Below are 14,537 nucleotides of genomic sequence, written 5' to 3' on the forward strand. Positions count from 1 at the left end.
CGCCGCGATCGCCGCTACGTCTCGCGCGTCAACGCCCGGTGGATGACCACCCAGGGGGCGAAGAACACCGCCTGGACGATCGCGCTGAACAGGGCGCCGACGACGCCCAACGCCGTCAGCCACGGCCAGACGTCGCGCAGGATCTCCAGCGGCGGGCGAGCCATGAAGGTCTCGATCGCGCCCGTTCCATGCAAAGCCGTCAGCGAGCCGCCGCCAGCGAGCAGCAGGCCCACCACCACCCCGCCGACCAGGATTTCAAGGCCCAGCACGAAGATCACCAGCAACAGGGCCACGCCCAGCAGCCGCCAACCCTGGCCCTTGGTCAGGCTCCACGACTCGAACAGTCGGAATTGATCGTCGACGAAGGTCATCGGCGCGGCCATCGACAGGCGCAGCGCCACCCAGAGGATCACGCCGCCCGCCACGACGCAGCCACCGACGGCGGTAGCTATCGCCGCCACGTGGCCGCTCTCACCGCCGCCAACCGCGACGATCGCCACGATCAGCGCCACGACCAAGGCGATCACAAAGATGGCGATCATCGCCAGCACCTGCTCGACCAGCAGCAGCAGGGTCAGCCACAGCTCGCGCGAGCCGACCCGAAGATAGGCCCAGGCCGAGCGCTCAGGCGTCAGCACCGCGCGGAACACGGCCGCGCAGAACACCGCCCTCACGAACGAAGACCACAGCCAGTAGAGCAGGTTGAAGGCCGTCATGCCCGACTGCGCCTGGAGCATCCCCTGCATCATCTCGGGACTGGGCTCGCCGCCCTTCTGGCTCATGGCCAACTGAATGATCTGAGCGAACGCCGGCCCCATCGCCAGCACGCACAGGATGGCCGGAACGATCAGCGCCGCCACCAGGGCGACCGCCCATCCCACCACCGCCAGGGGCCTGCGACCGACCAAGCCAAAGCCGGCCGTCGCGGCCTCGCCCACGGAAAAGCTCGCCATGTTCCCACCCATGCTCGCCAGGCGCGAAGGGCCCCGCCCAGTCACGCGACACTACCAGCAGGTTTCGCCAAGCGACAGCCGGGGGTATAGGGCCGCCCCATGACCACGAACTCGACCTATAAACCCGTCCACGTCGTCGGCGGCGGCCTCGCCGGTTCCGAAGCCGCCTGGCAGATCGCCCAGAGCGGCGTGCCCGTCATCCTGCACGAGATGCGCAAGGACGACGCCACCGGCAAAGTCACGACCGACGCCCACAATACCGACGGCCTGGCGGAGATGGTCTGCTCAAACTCGTTCCGCTCGGACGACTGGCAGTTCAACGCCGTCGGCCTGCTGCACGCCGAGATGCGCAAGCTGGACAGCCTGATCATGGCCTGCGCCGACCAGCACCAGGTGCCGGCCGGCGGCGCTCTGGCCGTCGACCGCGACGGCTTCTCGGCCGAGGTCACCAAGCGCCTGTCCGAGCACCCGCTCGTCAACATCGTCCGCGAGGAGATCGCCGGCCTGCCGCCGGAGGAATGGGACAACGTCATCGTCGCCACCGGCCCCCTCACCTCCCCCGCCCTGGCCCAGGCGATCCTGGACGCGACGGGAGAGGGCCAGCTCAGCTTCTTCGACGCCATCGCCCCGATCATCCATTTCGACTCGATCGACATGGACAAGGCCTGGCGCCAGTCGCGCTACGACAAGGAAGGCCCCGGCGGCGACGCGGCGGCCTACATCAACTGCCCCATGGACAAGGCGCAGTACGAGGCCTTCATCGACGCCCTGCTGGCGGGTCCGAAGTCCGAGTTCAAGGAGTGGGAGAACGTCCCCTATTTCGACGGCTGCCTGCCGATCGAAGTGATGGCCGAGCGCGGCCGCGAGACCCTGCGTCACGGCCCGATGAAGCCCGTCGGCCTAACCAATCCGCGCGACCCGACCGTGAAGTCCTACGCGATCGTCCAGCTGCGCCAGGACAACGCCCTGGGCACGCTGTGGAACATGGTCGGTTTCCAGACCAAGCTGAAACACGGCGTCCAGGCCGAAACCTTCCGGATGATCCCGGGTCTGGAGAACGCCCAGTTCGCCCGGCTGGGCGGCCTGCACCGCAACACCTTCATCAACTCGCCCAAGCTTCTGGACAAGTCGCTGCGCCTGAAGGCTCGGCCGCACCTGCGCTTCGCCGGCCAGGTCACCGGTGTCGAGGGCTATGTCGAGAGCGCCGCCATGGGCTTGCTGACAGGCCGCTTCGCCGCGGCCGACCGCAAGGGCGCGCCGATCGACGCCCCGCCGCCGACCACCGCCCTGGGGGCTCTGGTCGAGCACATCACCGGCGGCCACCTGGAAGCGGGCAATGGTCCAAGCAGCTTCCAGCCGATGAACATCAATTACGGCCTGCTGCCGCCGCTGGAGGCCCCCAAGGTCGACGAGGACGGCAAGAAGATCCCGCTCAAGGAGCGCGGCCGGGCCAAGAAGCGGCTGATGAGCCTGCGCGCGCTGAAGGACCTGGAGGCGTGGACGCAAGCGGCGACGCCGGCCGCCTGAGGCCGCGCGTGGCGCGATCCTGCGGGAAGATCCTGAAGCCCTTCGCGACCAGCTTCAGCGCTTCCCAATGGATCGCCGCCAGGATGCCGGCGACCTGCCAGGGATGGCCCGCCAGCGCCTTCCAAATGGCGAGATCGGTAAGGTCTCGCCGCTCGCCCGAAAAGGTCGCGGCCAGCACCAGCCCCTCCTCGCCCAGCACGTCGACGCCGATATGGACGGCCTCGCCCGGCGGCGCGATCTCGAATCCATAACGCAGGTGCATCGGCAGGAAAGGCGAGACATAGAACGCCTTGCGCGCGTTCTGCTCGACCCAGCCGCCCACCGTCCGCGTGGCCGGAAGCACGTAGTCGTGGCGCTGGCCGAACGTGTTGCGAACGGCGTGGATCGTGGCGACCAGCCTGCCGTCCGCGTCATGGCAGAAGAACACGCTCAGCGGATTGAAGCCCTTGCCCAGGATGCGCGGCATGGCCAGCACGCTGATCCGCGCGGCGTCCAACCCTTCCGCCCGCAGCTTGGCCAGCACGACGTCCTTCAGCGACCCCCTGGGGTCGTCGAGATGGTCGCGATCATGGAAGCCGATCAGGTTCAGGCGCCCGCGCGAAAACCGCTTCAGCGACCGGTCGAGCGTATCGATCTCGTCGAGATCCAGCAGCAGCATGAACACGCGGTAGCTCAGCCGATGGCGCTTGGGCCGCATCCGCTCGTGAACGACACGACCACTGTAGAGCGCCGAGCGGAGGGTCACGCGACCAGCTCCCGCTGGGCCTCGACGGCGGGCGGGTCAAGAAAGATCCTGCCCGACGGCTCGGGCGTCAGCCACGGACGATGAACGCCGCCCAGCTGCTCGGCGACGGCCAGGCCCGCCTGCAGGCCGTCCTCGTGGAAGCCCGAGCCGAAATAGGCTCCGCAGAACCAGGTCCGGCGACGCCCTTGCAACGACCACAGCCGGCGTTGGGCCAGCATGGCCGGGCTGTCGAACAGCGGGTGCTCATAGACCTGATCGTGAAGCAGCTCGCCCGGCGTCTGGTCCGGGTTCAGGGACAGGAAGACCGGCGCCTCGCCGATCGGCTGCAGGCGATTCATCCAGTAGGTCACGCCGCCGTCCTCGCCGCGCCGCCCCACATGGTTCCAGCTGGCCCAGGCCGCCCGCCGGCGGGGCATCTGCCGGGCGTCGCGGTGCAGCACCGCCCGGTTGCGGCTGTAACGGAAGGCGCCCAGCAGCGCGCGCTCCTCCGCCGTCGGCGAGGCCAGCATCCGCAGCGCCTGGTCGGCGTGGGCGGCGATGACGACCTGGTCGTAGGTACGCATCTGGCCGGCGGCGTCCTCGATCGAGACGCCGTCCGGCTGGCGATGGATGGCCCTCACCGGGCGCCCCGTGAGGATGTCGCCGGAGATCCCGACGGCCAGCTTCTCGACATAGCGGGCGCTGCCGCCCGCCACCGTGCGCCAGATCGGACGCTTGTCGACCGGCAGCATCAGCCCGTGATTGTCGAAGAACCGCAGGAGGGCGGCCGCCGGAAACTCGCGGATATCGCTCATCGAGGTCGACCAGATCGCCGCCGCCTGCGGCAGCAGGTGATCTTCCTGGAACGCCCGCCCGAAACCCTGCTGGCGCAGATATTCGTCGAGCCGGCAGAGCCCCCCGGTCTCGAGCTCCGGCGGGATGGCGCGACCCTCGCGATAGAACCGCATGACGTCCAGCAGCATCTTCAGGAAGCGCGGGTTCAGCGCGTTGCGCTTCTGGGCCAGGAGGTTGGTGCTGGAATATTCCAGCGCCCCGCCGTCCAGCGACACGCCGAACGACATGTCGGTCGCCACGGTCTCGACGCCCAGATGCTGGAACAGCGCCGTCAGGTTCGGATAGTTCGGCTCGTTGTAGACGATAAAGCCGGTGTCGATCGCCGTGCCGTCCACGCGAACCGTATGGGCGTGACCGCCGAGCCGGTCGTCGGCCTCGTACAGCGTCACGTCATGGCCGCGCGACAGCAGCCAGGCGGCGGAAAGTCCCGAGATTCCGGCGCCGATCACGGCGACGGACAGACGAGGAACGACGGTGGCCAAGGCGATCTCCCAACGGCGTCCGAGCGACGCTTCGGGAGCAGCTACGGACTATCGCGGCAAACGGACGCATCCAATTCGTCGTTCCGCGCGTAGCTGTCCCCGGAATAGGGAAAGGAGCGGCCCATGAGTTTGATGAAGGCGGCGATCCACGCGTTCGAGGACGCGCCGATGCCCGACCTGGTGTCGCGCGCGGCGATCGACATGCTGGTCGGAGACGTGCGCCGGCGCCTGTCCTACGCCCCGGACGACGCCACCGCCCTCTTCGCCCGCGACATGGACTACCATCCGATCGCCACCCACACCGACGACGCCAACGCCCAGCACTATGAACTGCCCGCCGCCTTCTTCGAGACCGTGCTGGGTCCGAACCTGAAATATTCCAGCGGCCTCTATCCGCCCGGCGCGACCAAGCTGGAACACGCCGAAGCCGAGGCTCTCCGCGAGAGCGCCGCCCATGCCGACCTGCGCGACGGCCAGGACGTGCTGGAGCTGGGCTGCGGCTGGGGCTCGCTGTCGCTGTGGATGGCCCGGCGCTATCCAAATTCGCGGATCGTCAGCGTCTCCAACTCGACCTCTCAGCGGACCTTCATCGAAAGCCGCGCAGCCGCGCGCGGCCTGACCAACCTGACCGTCGTCACCGCCGACATGAACGACTTCCGAACGGACCGCCGCTTCGACCGCGTGGTCTCGGTGGAGATGTTCGAGCACATGTCCAACTGGCGCGCTCTGCTGGCTCGGGTGCGCGGCTGGCTCAAGCCCGAGGGCCTGCTGTTCCTGCACGTCTTCACCCACCGCACGACGCCGTACCGGTTCGAGACCGACGACCCGGCCGACTGGATCGCCCAGTATTTCTTCGCCGGCGGCGTCATGCCCAGCCACGACCTGGCGCGGCAGTTCCCGGACCTGTTCACCGTCGAGGCCGACTGGCGCTGGAGCGGCGAGCACTATGCCCGCACCGCCCGCCAGTGGCTGGCCAACATGGACGCCAACCGCGCCAAGCTCGATCCGGTGCTGACCGAGGTCTATGGCAAGGACGCGGCCGTCTGGCGGCGGCGCTGGCGACTGTTCTTCCTGGCCACCGCCGGCCTCTTCGGCCATCGCGGCGGCGAGGAATGGGGCGTCAGCCATTACCGTATGCGTCCGGTTCAGGAGACCGCCCGATGATCCGCCTCGTCGCCGGCTACGCGACCGCCGCCCTGACCATGCTGGTCCTGGATGGAGTGTGGCTGACCGTGGCCACGCCTCGCCTCTACAAGCCGCGCATCGGCGAGTTGCTGGCCGACAAGCCGTCGCTGCCGCCGGCCGTCGTCTTCTACTTTCTGTACGTCGCCGCCATCGTCGTGCTGGCCATCCAGCCGGCCTTGCGCGAGGGCGGCTGGCGGCGCCTGCTGACCCACGCGGTCGTCTTCGGCCTCGTCGCCTACGCGACTTACGACCTGACCAACCAGGCGACGCTGAAGACCTGGTCGACCACCATCACGCTCGTCGACATGGCCTGGGGAACCCTGGTGACCACCGCCGCCGCCTCGGCAGGCTACGCGGTGATGCGTTGGATTGGGAAATAGTCACGTTGCCAGACCGAATTGACCGTGCGAGCGTCCCCGCTCTTGGGAGCTCGCGGGGACGCTTGATGGACGCCGACACCAGCCGCGCCTTGCTGTCACGCGCCATCGCGCGCGTGGCCAACCGCGACTCAGATGCGTTGAAATACGTCTATCGTCACACATCCGCGAAACTGTTCGGCGTTTGCCTCCGTATCTTGAACGACCGCGAGGAGGCGGAAGACGTGCTTCAGGATGTGTACCTCACCGTCTGGAACAAGGCCGACAAGTTCGACGCCGAGAAGGCCAGCCCGATCACCTGGCTGGTCAGTCTGGCCCGCAACCGCGCGATCGACCGCCTGCGCGCCCGCGGCGCCAGGGGCGGAAGCGCCGCGACCGCCGGCGTCGAGGAGGCCGAGGCCTTGCCTGACGGCGCGCCCCTGGCCTCGACCCTGATCGAGGACGAGGACGACCGCCGCCGCCTCGAAGGCTGCCTGGATCAGCTGGACCCGAAGCACGCCGGCGCGGTGCGCACCGCCTTCTTCGACGGCGTCACCTACGAGGCCCTGGCCAACATGCTGAGCGTGCCGCTGGGCACGATGAAAAGCTGGATCCGGCGCAGCCTGATCAGCCTGCGCGCGTGCCTCGAAGCATGACCGACGCCCTGCCCCCGCATGACGGCGAAGACCGCCCCCTGGCCGGCGAATACGTTCTGGGCGTTTTGGACGCTCACGAGCGCGCCGAGGCGCAAGCCCGCATCGCCGCCGAACCGGCTTTCGCCCGCGCCGTCGAATGGTGGGAAGGTCGCCTGGCCCATCTCGCCGAGCGCATTCCCCCGATCGAGCCGCCGGCCGCGGTCTGGCCGCGCATCGCCAACCTGATCGGCGCCGCGACGCAGAAGCCTTCGACCTGGAACAATGTCCGCCTGTGGCAAGGCGCTTCGGCCGGCGCCCTCGCGCTGGCTGCGGCCAGCATCGTCGCCCTCGTCGTGACACCACGTCCCGCTCCGCCGCCGGCCGTCGCCCCGGCCAAGCCGCCGCCGGCGGTCGCCGAGGTGGCGCTGATCACCGACCCGGCCACCAAGCAGCCGGCCCTGGTCGCGACCCTCGACCATGCCGCCGGCAAGCTGATCCTGACGCCCGTCTCGATGAAGATGCCGGCCGGCCGCGAGGCCGAACTGTGGATCATCCCCGAGGGCCAGAAAGCCATCTCTCTGGGCATTGTTCCCAGCGACGCGCCCAAGGCCATCGCCCTGCCCGCCGGCCTGACCGGCGCGGGAACCTACACCGCCTTGCTAGCCATCACCGACGAGCCGCCCGGCGGCGCGCCCACTGGCGTCGCCACCGGTCAGGTGCGCGCGGCGGGCAAGTTCGTGGCCCAGACGGAATAGCCGCCTCTCGCCGCCGCTAAGTAAGTCGTTTATGACTTAGCAACAGGCGCCGCCGCTCCGCGGATGGCGCGTGTCGAGGCGCCCGCGCGTGATGAGCACGCCGGGGCGGTCGCGGAGCGGGGCTTCCGGGCTCTCTCCTGCTACCGCTGGCTCTCGACGGCGAGTAGAGCGGGGTCGAATCGGGAGTGGCGGAAGCGTTCGACATCGGGGCCAGGGCCAAGGCGCGTTGCGACCAGTTGGGCGTCGCGCCCTACAGCGAGGTCGACGGCCAGTTGACCCGGCGGTTCCTCACCGCCGCGCACGAGGCCGCCCTGACCGCCACGAGCGGCTGGATGCTGGAGGCCGGCATGAGCGTGCGCCGCGACGCCGCCGCCAACCTGATCGGCCGCTACGATGGCCAACTTCCCGACGCGAAGGCGCTGATCATCGGCTCGCACATCGACAGCGTCCGCAATGGCGGGCGCTATGACGGACCGCTGGGGATCATGCTCGGGATCGACGTGGTCGAGGCCCTGAACCGCGCCGGCCGCCGTTTACCGTTCGCGATCGAGGTCGTCGCGTTCGGCGACGAGGAAGGCTCGCGCTTCCCCGCCTCGATGAGCTGCAGCCGGGCCATCGCCGGGACGCTGGACGCCTCGGCGCTGGACATGAAGGACGCCGACGGCGTGTCGGTCGCGCAGGCGCTGAAGGCGTTCGGCGGCGATCCGGACGCCATCGCCAGCGCGGCGCGCAAGCCCGAGCAGGTGCTGGCCTTCCTCGAAGCGCACATTGAACAGGGTCCGGTGCTGGAGGCCGAGGGCCTGGCCCTGGGCGTCGTCACCGCCATCGCCGCCCAGAAGCGGCTGATGGTGCGCATCGAGGGGACCGCCGGCCACGCCGGCACGACGCCGATGAACCTGCGCAAGGATCCCGGTCCGGCCGCCGCCGAGGCGATCCTGGCCCTGGAGCGGATCTGCCGCGCGGGAACGGACGGTCTGGTCGGCACGGTCGGCCGGATGACCGCCCTGCCCGGCGCGTTCAACGTCATCCCCGGCGCGATCGAGTTCTCGATGGACATCCGCGCCGAGACCTCGGCGACGCGCGACGAGGCGGTGATGACCATCGGCGCCGAGATCCACGCCATCGCCGCCGAGCGCGGCCTTTCGGCGACCGTCACCCTGATGCAGGCCCTCGCCGAAAGCCCCTGCGATCCGTCGCTGATGAACCTGCTGGACGAAGCGCTGGCGGATCTTTCCCTGCCCGCGCGGCGGCTGCCCTCGGGCGCGGGTCACGACGCCATGGTGATGGCTGACCTGTGCCCGGTCGCCATGCTGTTCATCCGCTGCGAGGGCGGCGTCAGTCATAACCCGGCCGAAGCCGTCACCGAGGCCGATTGCGCCCTGGCGGCCCAGGCCATGCTCCTCTTCATCGACAAGCTAGAACGACGCGAACGCGCATGACCGATACCTACAAAGAGCTCGACCACCCCGCCCGCCTGCTGATGGGGCCCGGCCCGATCAACGTGCACCCGCGCGTGCTGCGGGCCATGTCGGTACAGCTTCTGGGCCAGTTCGACCCCGAGTTCACCGGCTATATGAACGAGGTCATGGCGCTGTATCGCGGCGTCTTCCAGACCACGAACCAGTGGACCTTCCTGATCGACGGCACCTCTCGCGCCGGCATCGAGGCGGCCCTGGTCTCGACGCTCAGCCCCGGCGACGACGTCGTGGTGGTCAACGCCGGACGCTTCGGCCTGCTGTTGGCCGAGATCGCCGAACGTTGCGACGCCAAGGTCACTTTCGTCGAGGGCGCGTGGGGCGCGATCGTCGACCCGCAGGCGGTCGAGGACGCCGTGGCCCGCGTCAAGCCGCGCCTGGTCGCCTGCGTCCACGGCGACACTTCCACGACCATCGCCCAGCCGATCGAGGCCATCGGCGAGATCTGCCGCCGCCACGACGCCCTGCTCTATGTCGACGCGACCGCGACCCTCGCGGGCATGAACGTTCCGGTGGACGTCTGGCAGGCCGACATCGTCACCGCCGGTCTGCAAAAGTGCCTGGGCGGCCCCTCGGGCTCGGCCCCGATCACCATCAGCGACCGCGCCGCCGAGCACATCGCCAGTCGCAAGCATGTCGAGCGCGGCATCGCCACGGCGGGCGCCGCCTCGGGCCAGGGCCGCCGGATCGCCTCCAACTACTTCGACCTGGCGATGATCATGGACTACTGGTCTGACAAGCGCCTGAACCACCACACCGAGGCGGCCAACATGCTGTTCGCCTCGCGGGAGTGCGCGCGGATCGTTCTGGAGGAAGGCCTCGACGCGCGCTTCGCCCGCCACAAGCAGGCCGGCGCGGCGATGGTCGCGGGGATCGAGGCGCTGGGCCTGACGGTCTACGGCGACCAGGCTCACAAGATGACCAACGTCACCGGCGTGATCGCGCCCGACGGCGTCGACTACGATCGGGTGAAGACTCGCATGCGCACCGAGTTCGAGATCGAGATCGGCGCGGCCTTCGGGCCTCTGGCTGGTCAGATCTGGCGCATCGGAACCATGGGCGTGAACGCACGGAAGCATGCGGTGTTGCAGACGCTCGCGGCGCTGGAAGCGGTGCTGCGCTGGGAAGGCTTCAAGGCTCCCGCCGGCGCCGGCGTCGACGCGGCGGCGAAGGTGTTCGGATGAGCTGGCCGGTCTTCACCGTCTTCCCCCTCCGGGGGAGGAGCGCGAAGCGCGGAGGGGGCGAGTCAGAGCGCATGCCCCTTACCTGCCCCCACCTGACCGCGCCTTGCGCGGTCGTCCGCCCCCGGAGGGGGCAGAAGTCATGACCAAGACCTACCCCCGCGACCTGATCGGCTACGGCGAGCATCCGCCGCACGCGAGGTGGCCCAATGGCGCCAGGGTGGCCGTGCAGTTCGTGCTGAACTACGAGGAAGGCGCCGAGCGCTCCATCCTGCACGGCGACCCGGTCAGCGAGTTCTTCCTGTCCGAAATGATCGGCGCCCAGCCCATCGAAGGCATGCGCAACATGTCGATGGAGAGCCTCTACGAATACGGCTCGCGCGCCGGCTTCTGGCGCATCCGGCGTCTGTTCGAGGAGTACGGGCTGCCGCTCACCGTGTTCGGCGTCGCCCAGGCCATGGAGCGCCATCCAGACGCCGTCGAGGCGATGATGAAGTCCGGCTGGGAGATCGCCAGCCACGGCTATCGCTGGATCGACTACCAGCACTTCACGCCCGAGCAGGAGCTCGAGCACATTCATCGGGCCATCGAGATCCAGAAGCGGCTGACTGGAGAGCGGCCCCTTGGATGGTACCAGGGCCGCACCAGTCCCAACACCGCCCGTCTGGTCGCCGAGGAAGGCGGCTTCGTCTACGACGCTGACAGCTATGCCGACGACCTGCCCTACTGGGACGATCAGCACGGCCGCGCCCAGCTGATCGTGCCGTACACCCTGGAAGCCAACGACATGCGCTTCACCGCGGCCCAGGGCTTCAACACCGGCGAGCAGTTTTTCACCTATCTGCGCGACGCCTTCGACGCCCTCTATCTGGAAGGCGAAACCGCGCCGAAGATGATGAGCGTCGGCCTGCATTGCCGGGTGGTCGGCAAGCCCGGTCGCATCGGCGCCCTGCGGCGCTTCCTGGAGCATATCACCCGGCACGACCGCGTCTGGGTGGCCAGGCGCATCGACATCGCCCGCCACTGGATCGCGACGCATCCGTATGAGGTGAAGGCATGAGCGGCGCCCCGCCCCTGACCCTGGCTCGGCTGAACAGCATGAACCGGACCGGTTTCACCACCGCCCTGGGCTTCGCTTTCGAGCTCTCCCCCTGGGTGGTCGAGCGCGCCTTCGACGAGCGGCCGTTCGCCAGCGTCGAGGCGCTGCACGGCGCGATGATGGCCGTGCTCGACGCCGCGACCACCGCCGACAAACTCGCCTTGATCCGCGCCCACCCCGAACTGGCCGGCAAGGCCGCCATCGCCAAGCAGCTGACCGCCGAGAGCAACGCCGAACAGGCCAGCGCCGGACTGGACAGGCTGACGCCGGACGAGTTCGCGCGCTTCCATGCGCTGAACACCGCCTACGGCGAGCGCTTCGGCTTCCCGTTCATCATCGCCGTGCGGCTGAACGACAAGAGCTCGATCCTGGCCGCCATGCAGGCGCGCCTGGCCAACGACGAGGCCGAAGAGATCGCCGAGGCGATTCTGCAGATCGGCCTGATCTCCAAACTCCGACTGCTCGACGCGGTGGCGCCATAAGATGGACTACGACCTTCCCGGATGGCTGAACCTGGGTCTCCGCTGGCTGCACGTGATCGCCGGCGTGGCCTGGATCGGGGCCTCGTTCTACTTCGTCTGGCTGGACAACAATCTGCGTGACCCCGATCCGCCCAAGGACGGCGTCAAGGGCGAGCTGTGGGCCGTGCACGGCGGTGGCTTCTACCATTCGCAGAAATACATGGTGGCTCCGGCGCACATGCCCGACCACCTGCACTGGTTCAAATGGGAGGCCTACACCACCTGGCTGTCGGGCTTCGCGCTGCTGATCGTGCTCTACTACTGGCAGGCGCCGGTCTATCTGATCGACACCGCCAAGCACGCCTTCAGCCAGCCGGCCGCGATCGGCGCGGGCCTGGCCTTCATCTTCGGCGGACTGGCCGTCTACGAGGCGCTGTGCCGCTCGCCATTGGGCCAGCGCGGCCTGTGGTTCGGCCTTGTGTGGTTCGGCGCGCTGACGGCGGCGGCCTACTTCCTGTCCAAGCTGTTCAGCGACCGCGGCGCCTTCATCCACGTCGGCGCGATCATCGGCACGGCCATGGTCGCCAACGTCTTCCTGGTGATCATCCCCAACCAGCGCAAGATCGTCGCCGACATGCTGGCCGGCCGTCCGGTCGATCCCCGCCTGGGCGCGATGGGTAAGCAGCGGTCGGTGCACAACACCTACATGACCCTGCCGGTCATCTTCATCATGATCAGCAACCACTATCCGATGGTCACCGGCCATCCGCTAAGCTGGCTGCTGCTGGCCATGATCAGCGCCGGCGGGATCTCGATCCGGCAGTTCTTCCTGCTCAAGCACCACGGCAAGATCCGCCACGACTTCCTGTTCTACGGCGCGATGCTGATCTTCGCCGCCACCGTCGTCGCCAGCATGAAGCCCAAGGACGAGGTCGAGATCTCAACCCCGGTCCCGTTCGCCACCGCCCAGGCGATCGTCCAGAAGCACTGCGTCATGTGCCACAGCGCCACGCCGACACACGCAGGCTTCTCGGCGCCGCCTTTGGGCGCGACCTTCGACACGCCTGAGCATATCCGGACCTACGCCCCGAAAATCCGCGAGCGCGCCGTGCTCTCGACCAGCATGCCCCTTGGCAACGAGACAAGCATGACTGTAGAGGAGCGCGCCCAGCTGGGCGCCTGGATCAATCAGGGAGCCAAGATCCCGTGACCGACGCCGTCCTGGACGCGACCAACAAGACCGAGACCGAGAACACCCCGCGCAAACGCAACGCCGAGCGTACGCGCAAGGCTATCCTCGCCGCGGCCTTGAAGGAATTCGCCCAGGCGGGCTTCGCCGGCGCGCGCATCGAGCGAATCGTCAAGGCCGCCAAGTGCAACATCCGGATGCTGTACCACTACTTCGGGGACAAGAAGGGCCTGTACATGGCCGTCCTCGAAAGCGCCTATATGGACCTGCGGACCCGCGAGGCCGAGCTGAAGATCGACTTCGACAAGCCGCTCGACGGCTTCCTCGAACTGCAGCGCTTCACCTTCGACTATTTCGAGAAGAACCCCCGCTTCGAGGGCCTGCTGCGCAACGAGAACCTGCAGCACGGCAAGTTCGCCGCCCAGTCGCGCGTTGTCACCGAGACCGCCTTCCCGCTGCGCCGCACGATCGAGAAACTGATCGAGAGCGGCCAGCGCCAGGGGATCTTTGGTCCAGACCTCGACCCGGTGCAGATCTATGTGACCATCGCGGCCATGAGCCGCTTCCATCTGGCCAACGGCTATTCGCTATCGGCGACGCTGGACACCGACATGACCGCTCCCGAGTGGCGCAAGGCGCGGCTGGACCACGCCCTGGCTCTGCTCGAAGGCTATCTGACGCGCGGCGCGCGGTGATCCTGGTCGCCGCACTGCTGGAGCCGTCGCGGAGCCTCTACGTGACCGTGCGCCTTGAGTTTGACGACCAGAGCCCCCTACGGATCACCTTCAGCCGCCTTGAACACGCGGTGGACTTCCACGAGCGCGCCGAGCGGCTGGTCCGTGATCGCGCGGACCTGGAAACGTGCCTCGCCACCGCCCGCGCGCATCAGGGCTTCGTGCAGGCTTCCGGCGCCTAGGGCTTGGGCGCGGCGGCGCCGGCCGGCGCGGTCGCCAGCGGCGGCCCGCTGAACTCGGCCTCGATCATCACCTGGACCTCGTCGCCGACGCCCATGGTCGTGCCCGGGGCCGGAACGCCGTAGGCGATGCCGAAGTCCGAGCGGTTGAACGCGCCCTTGGCCGAGAAGCCGACGCGGGCGTGCGGGTCCATCGGATGGCCCGGATAGCCGCCGTTATAGGTCACATCCAGCACGACCGGCTTGGTGACGCCGTGCAGGGTCAGGTCGCCGGTGACCTTGCCGGTGTCGGGACCGGTGGTCTCGACCTTGGTCGACTTGAACGTGATCGTCGGATAGGTGGCCGTGTTCAGCCACTGCGCCCCGGTCAGCTCGGCCAGGAAGCCCTCGGGCGGCGCGGGAATGGTCAGCGACATCGGATTGATCGTCGCCTCCAGCGTGCTGGCCGCAGGGTTGTTCTGGTCGAAATGCAGCTTGGCATCGAAGTCGGCGAACGCGGCCGTGTAGTTCGAGAAGCCCAGGTGGCTGACGCTGAACACCAGCGTCGCGTGATGCTTGTCCAGCGTATAGTCGCCGGCCGGGATATCGGCTTTCGGCGGCTTCAGCGCGGCGGCCGGCGGCGCGGCGACAACCGGCGCGTCGGCCTTCTTGTCGGCCGCAGGCTGAGGCGAACAGGCGGCCAGCGCGAGCAGCGCCATGACGGGCAGGATCGATCTCATACGCTTCCCTCCAAGGACCCGATCTTCA

Annotated in this window: 16 protein-coding genes; 12 read left to right on the plus strand and 4 right to left on the minus strand. The window is 68.4% G+C overall.

The window, feature by feature from the left end:
* Positions 1 to 14 precede the first annotated feature (14 nt).
* Positions 15 to 953: a hypothetical protein gene (locus EIK80_RS23750; RefSeq protein WP_125159487.1), complete on the minus strand. Its 939-nt coding sequence runs from the start codon at positions 951 to 953 to the stop codon at positions 15 to 17.
* Positions 954 to 1,052: 99 nt separating this feature from the next.
* Here EIK80_RS23750 and trmFO point away from each other — a divergent pair, with 99 nt between their 5' ends.
* Positions 1,053 to 2,480, plus strand: a complete 1,428-nt coding sequence (gene trmFO / locus EIK80_RS23755; RefSeq protein WP_125159488.1) for a methylenetetrahydrofolate--tRNA-(uracil(54)-C(5))-methyltransferase (FADH(2)-oxidizing) TrmFO — start codon at positions 1,053 to 1,055, stop codon at positions 2,478 to 2,480.
* Here trmFO and EIK80_RS23760 read toward each other — a convergent pair.
* Both EIK80_RS23760 and EIK80_RS23765 read right to left on the minus strand, forming a co-directional pair.
* Complete coding sequence (locus EIK80_RS23760; RefSeq protein WP_125159489.1) at positions 2,386 to 3,225, minus strand: DUF1365 domain-containing protein; 840 nt, start codon at positions 3,223 to 3,225, stop codon at positions 2,386 to 2,388. The genes trmFO and EIK80_RS23760 overlap by 95 nt on opposite strands.
* Entirely contained in the window at positions 3,222 to 4,541 is a 1,320-nt protein-coding gene (locus EIK80_RS23765; protein WP_125159490.1) for an NAD(P)/FAD-dependent oxidoreductase, read from the minus strand. Before EIK80_RS23765 ends, EIK80_RS23760 begins: the two co-directional genes overlap by 4 nt.
* A gap of 123 nt (positions 4,542 to 4,664) precedes the next feature.
* Between EIK80_RS23765 and EIK80_RS23770 the strand changes: the two genes are divergently transcribed.
* The 11 genes from EIK80_RS23770 to EIK80_RS23820 all read left to right on the plus strand — a co-directional run bounded on the left by EIK80_RS23770 (position 4,665) and on the right by EIK80_RS23820 (position 13,793).
* Positions 4,665 to 5,705, plus strand: a complete 1,041-nt coding sequence (locus EIK80_RS23770; protein WP_125159491.1) for a cyclopropane-fatty-acyl-phospholipid synthase family protein — start codon at positions 4,665 to 4,667, stop codon at positions 5,703 to 5,705.
* On the plus strand, positions 5,702 to 6,106 hold the full coding sequence (locus tag EIK80_RS23775; RefSeq protein WP_125159492.1) for a DUF2177 family protein: 405 nt from the start codon (positions 5,702 to 5,704) through the stop codon (positions 6,104 to 6,106). Before EIK80_RS23770 ends, EIK80_RS23775 begins: the two co-directional genes overlap by 4 nt.
* 65 nt (positions 6,107 to 6,171) lie before the next feature.
* The gene (locus EIK80_RS23780) at positions 6,172 to 6,738 is read left to right on the plus strand and encodes a sigma-70 family RNA polymerase sigma factor (RefSeq protein ID WP_125159493.1); all 567 of its coding nucleotides are present in this window, start codon (positions 6,172 to 6,174) and stop codon (positions 6,736 to 6,738) included.
* Positions 6,735 to 7,472 carry an anti-sigma factor domain-containing protein gene (locus EIK80_RS23785; RefSeq protein ID WP_125159494.1) on the plus strand — a complete coding sequence of 246 codons (738 nt, stop codon included), beginning with the start codon at positions 6,735 to 6,737 and terminating at the stop codon, positions 7,470 to 7,472. Before EIK80_RS23780 ends, EIK80_RS23785 begins: the two co-directional genes overlap by 4 nt.
* 185 nt (positions 7,473 to 7,657) lie before the next feature.
* Positions 7,658 to 8,911: an allantoate amidohydrolase gene (locus EIK80_RS23790; protein ID WP_125159495.1), complete on the plus strand. Its 1,254-nt coding sequence runs from the start codon at positions 7,658 to 7,660 to the stop codon at positions 8,909 to 8,911.
* Positions 8,908 to 10,131 carry an alanine--glyoxylate aminotransferase family protein gene (locus tag EIK80_RS23795; RefSeq protein WP_199743605.1) on the plus strand — a complete coding sequence of 408 codons (1,224 nt, stop codon included), beginning with the start codon at positions 8,908 to 8,910 and terminating at the stop codon, positions 10,129 to 10,131. Before EIK80_RS23790 ends, EIK80_RS23795 begins: the two co-directional genes overlap by 4 nt.
* A gap of 139 nt (positions 10,132 to 10,270) precedes the next feature.
* Positions 10,271 to 11,188, plus strand: coding sequence for an allantoinase PuuE (gene puuE, locus EIK80_RS23800; protein ID WP_125159496.1), 918 nt, complete (start codon positions 10,271 to 10,273; stop codon positions 11,186 to 11,188).
* A complete protein-coding gene (gene uraD, locus EIK80_RS23805) occupies positions 11,185 to 11,709 on the plus strand; it encodes a 2-oxo-4-hydroxy-4-carboxy-5-ureidoimidazoline decarboxylase (protein WP_125159497.1) in 525 nt (174 codons plus the stop codon). Before puuE ends, uraD begins: the two co-directional genes overlap by 4 nt.
* A 1-nt stretch (position 11,710) precedes the next feature.
* On the plus strand, positions 11,711 to 12,898 hold the full coding sequence (locus EIK80_RS23810) for a urate hydroxylase PuuD (RefSeq protein WP_125159498.1): 1,188 nt from the start codon (positions 11,711 to 11,713) through the stop codon (positions 12,896 to 12,898).
* Complete coding sequence (locus tag EIK80_RS23815; protein WP_125159499.1) at positions 12,895 to 13,572, plus strand: TetR/AcrR family transcriptional regulator; 678 nt, start codon at positions 12,895 to 12,897, stop codon at positions 13,570 to 13,572. The genes EIK80_RS23810 and EIK80_RS23815 overlap by 4 nt, the downstream gene beginning before the upstream one ends.
* Entirely contained in the window at positions 13,569 to 13,793 is a 225-nt protein-coding gene (locus EIK80_RS23820; RefSeq protein WP_125159500.1) for a hypothetical protein, read from the plus strand. Before EIK80_RS23815 ends, EIK80_RS23820 begins: the two co-directional genes overlap by 4 nt.
* On the opposite strand, the gene EIK80_RS23825 is transcribed toward EIK80_RS23820, so the two are convergent.
* On the minus strand, positions 13,790 to 14,509 hold the full coding sequence (locus EIK80_RS23825) for a YceI family protein (protein WP_125159501.1): 720 nt from the start codon (positions 14,507 to 14,509) through the stop codon (positions 13,790 to 13,792). The genes EIK80_RS23820 and EIK80_RS23825 overlap by 4 nt on opposite strands.
* Between the last annotated feature and the right edge of the window lie 28 nt (positions 14,510 to 14,537).

It is taken from the genome of Caulobacter sp. 602-1 (assembly GCF_003931565.1).
Taxonomy (GTDB): Bacteria; Pseudomonadota; Alphaproteobacteria; order Caulobacterales; family Caulobacteraceae; genus Caulobacter.

Bases quoted from the DNA above. Each gene is read 5' to 3' on its own strand.
- EIK80_RS23750 (WP_125159487.1), bottom strand. From the start codon at position 953: ATGGCGAGCTTTTCCGTGGGCGAGGCCGCGACGGCCGGCTTTGGCTTG.
- trmFO (WP_125159488.1), top strand. From the start codon at position 1,053: ATGACCACGAACTCGACCTATAAACCCGTCCACGTCGTCGGCGGCGGC.
- EIK80_RS23770 (WP_125159491.1), top strand. From the start codon at position 4,665: ATGAGTTTGATGAAGGCGGCGATCCACGCGTTCGAGGACGCGCCGATG.
- EIK80_RS23775 (WP_125159492.1), top strand. From the start codon at position 5,702: ATGATCCGCCTCGTCGCCGGCTACGCGACCGCCGCCCTGACCATGCTG.
- EIK80_RS23780 (WP_125159493.1), top strand. From the start codon at position 6,172: ATGGACGCCGACACCAGCCGCGCCTTGCTGTCACGCGCCATCGCGCGC.
- EIK80_RS23785 (WP_125159494.1), top strand. From the start codon at position 6,735: ATGACCGACGCCCTGCCCCCGCATGACGGCGAAGACCGCCCCCTGGCC.
- EIK80_RS23795 (WP_199743605.1), top strand. From the start codon at position 8,908: ATGACCGATACCTACAAAGAGCTCGACCACCCCGCCCGCCTGCTGATG.
- puuE (WP_125159496.1), top strand. From the start codon at position 10,271: ATGACCAAGACCTACCCCCGCGACCTGATCGGCTACGGCGAGCATCCG.
- uraD (WP_125159497.1), top strand. From the start codon at position 11,185: ATGAGCGGCGCCCCGCCCCTGACCCTGGCTCGGCTGAACAGCATGAAC.
- EIK80_RS23810 (WP_125159498.1), top strand. From the start codon at position 11,711: ATGGACTACGACCTTCCCGGATGGCTGAACCTGGGTCTCCGCTGGCTG.
- EIK80_RS23825 (WP_125159501.1), bottom strand. From the start codon at position 14,509: ATGAGATCGATCCTGCCCGTCATGGCGCTGCTCGCGCTGGCCGCCTGT.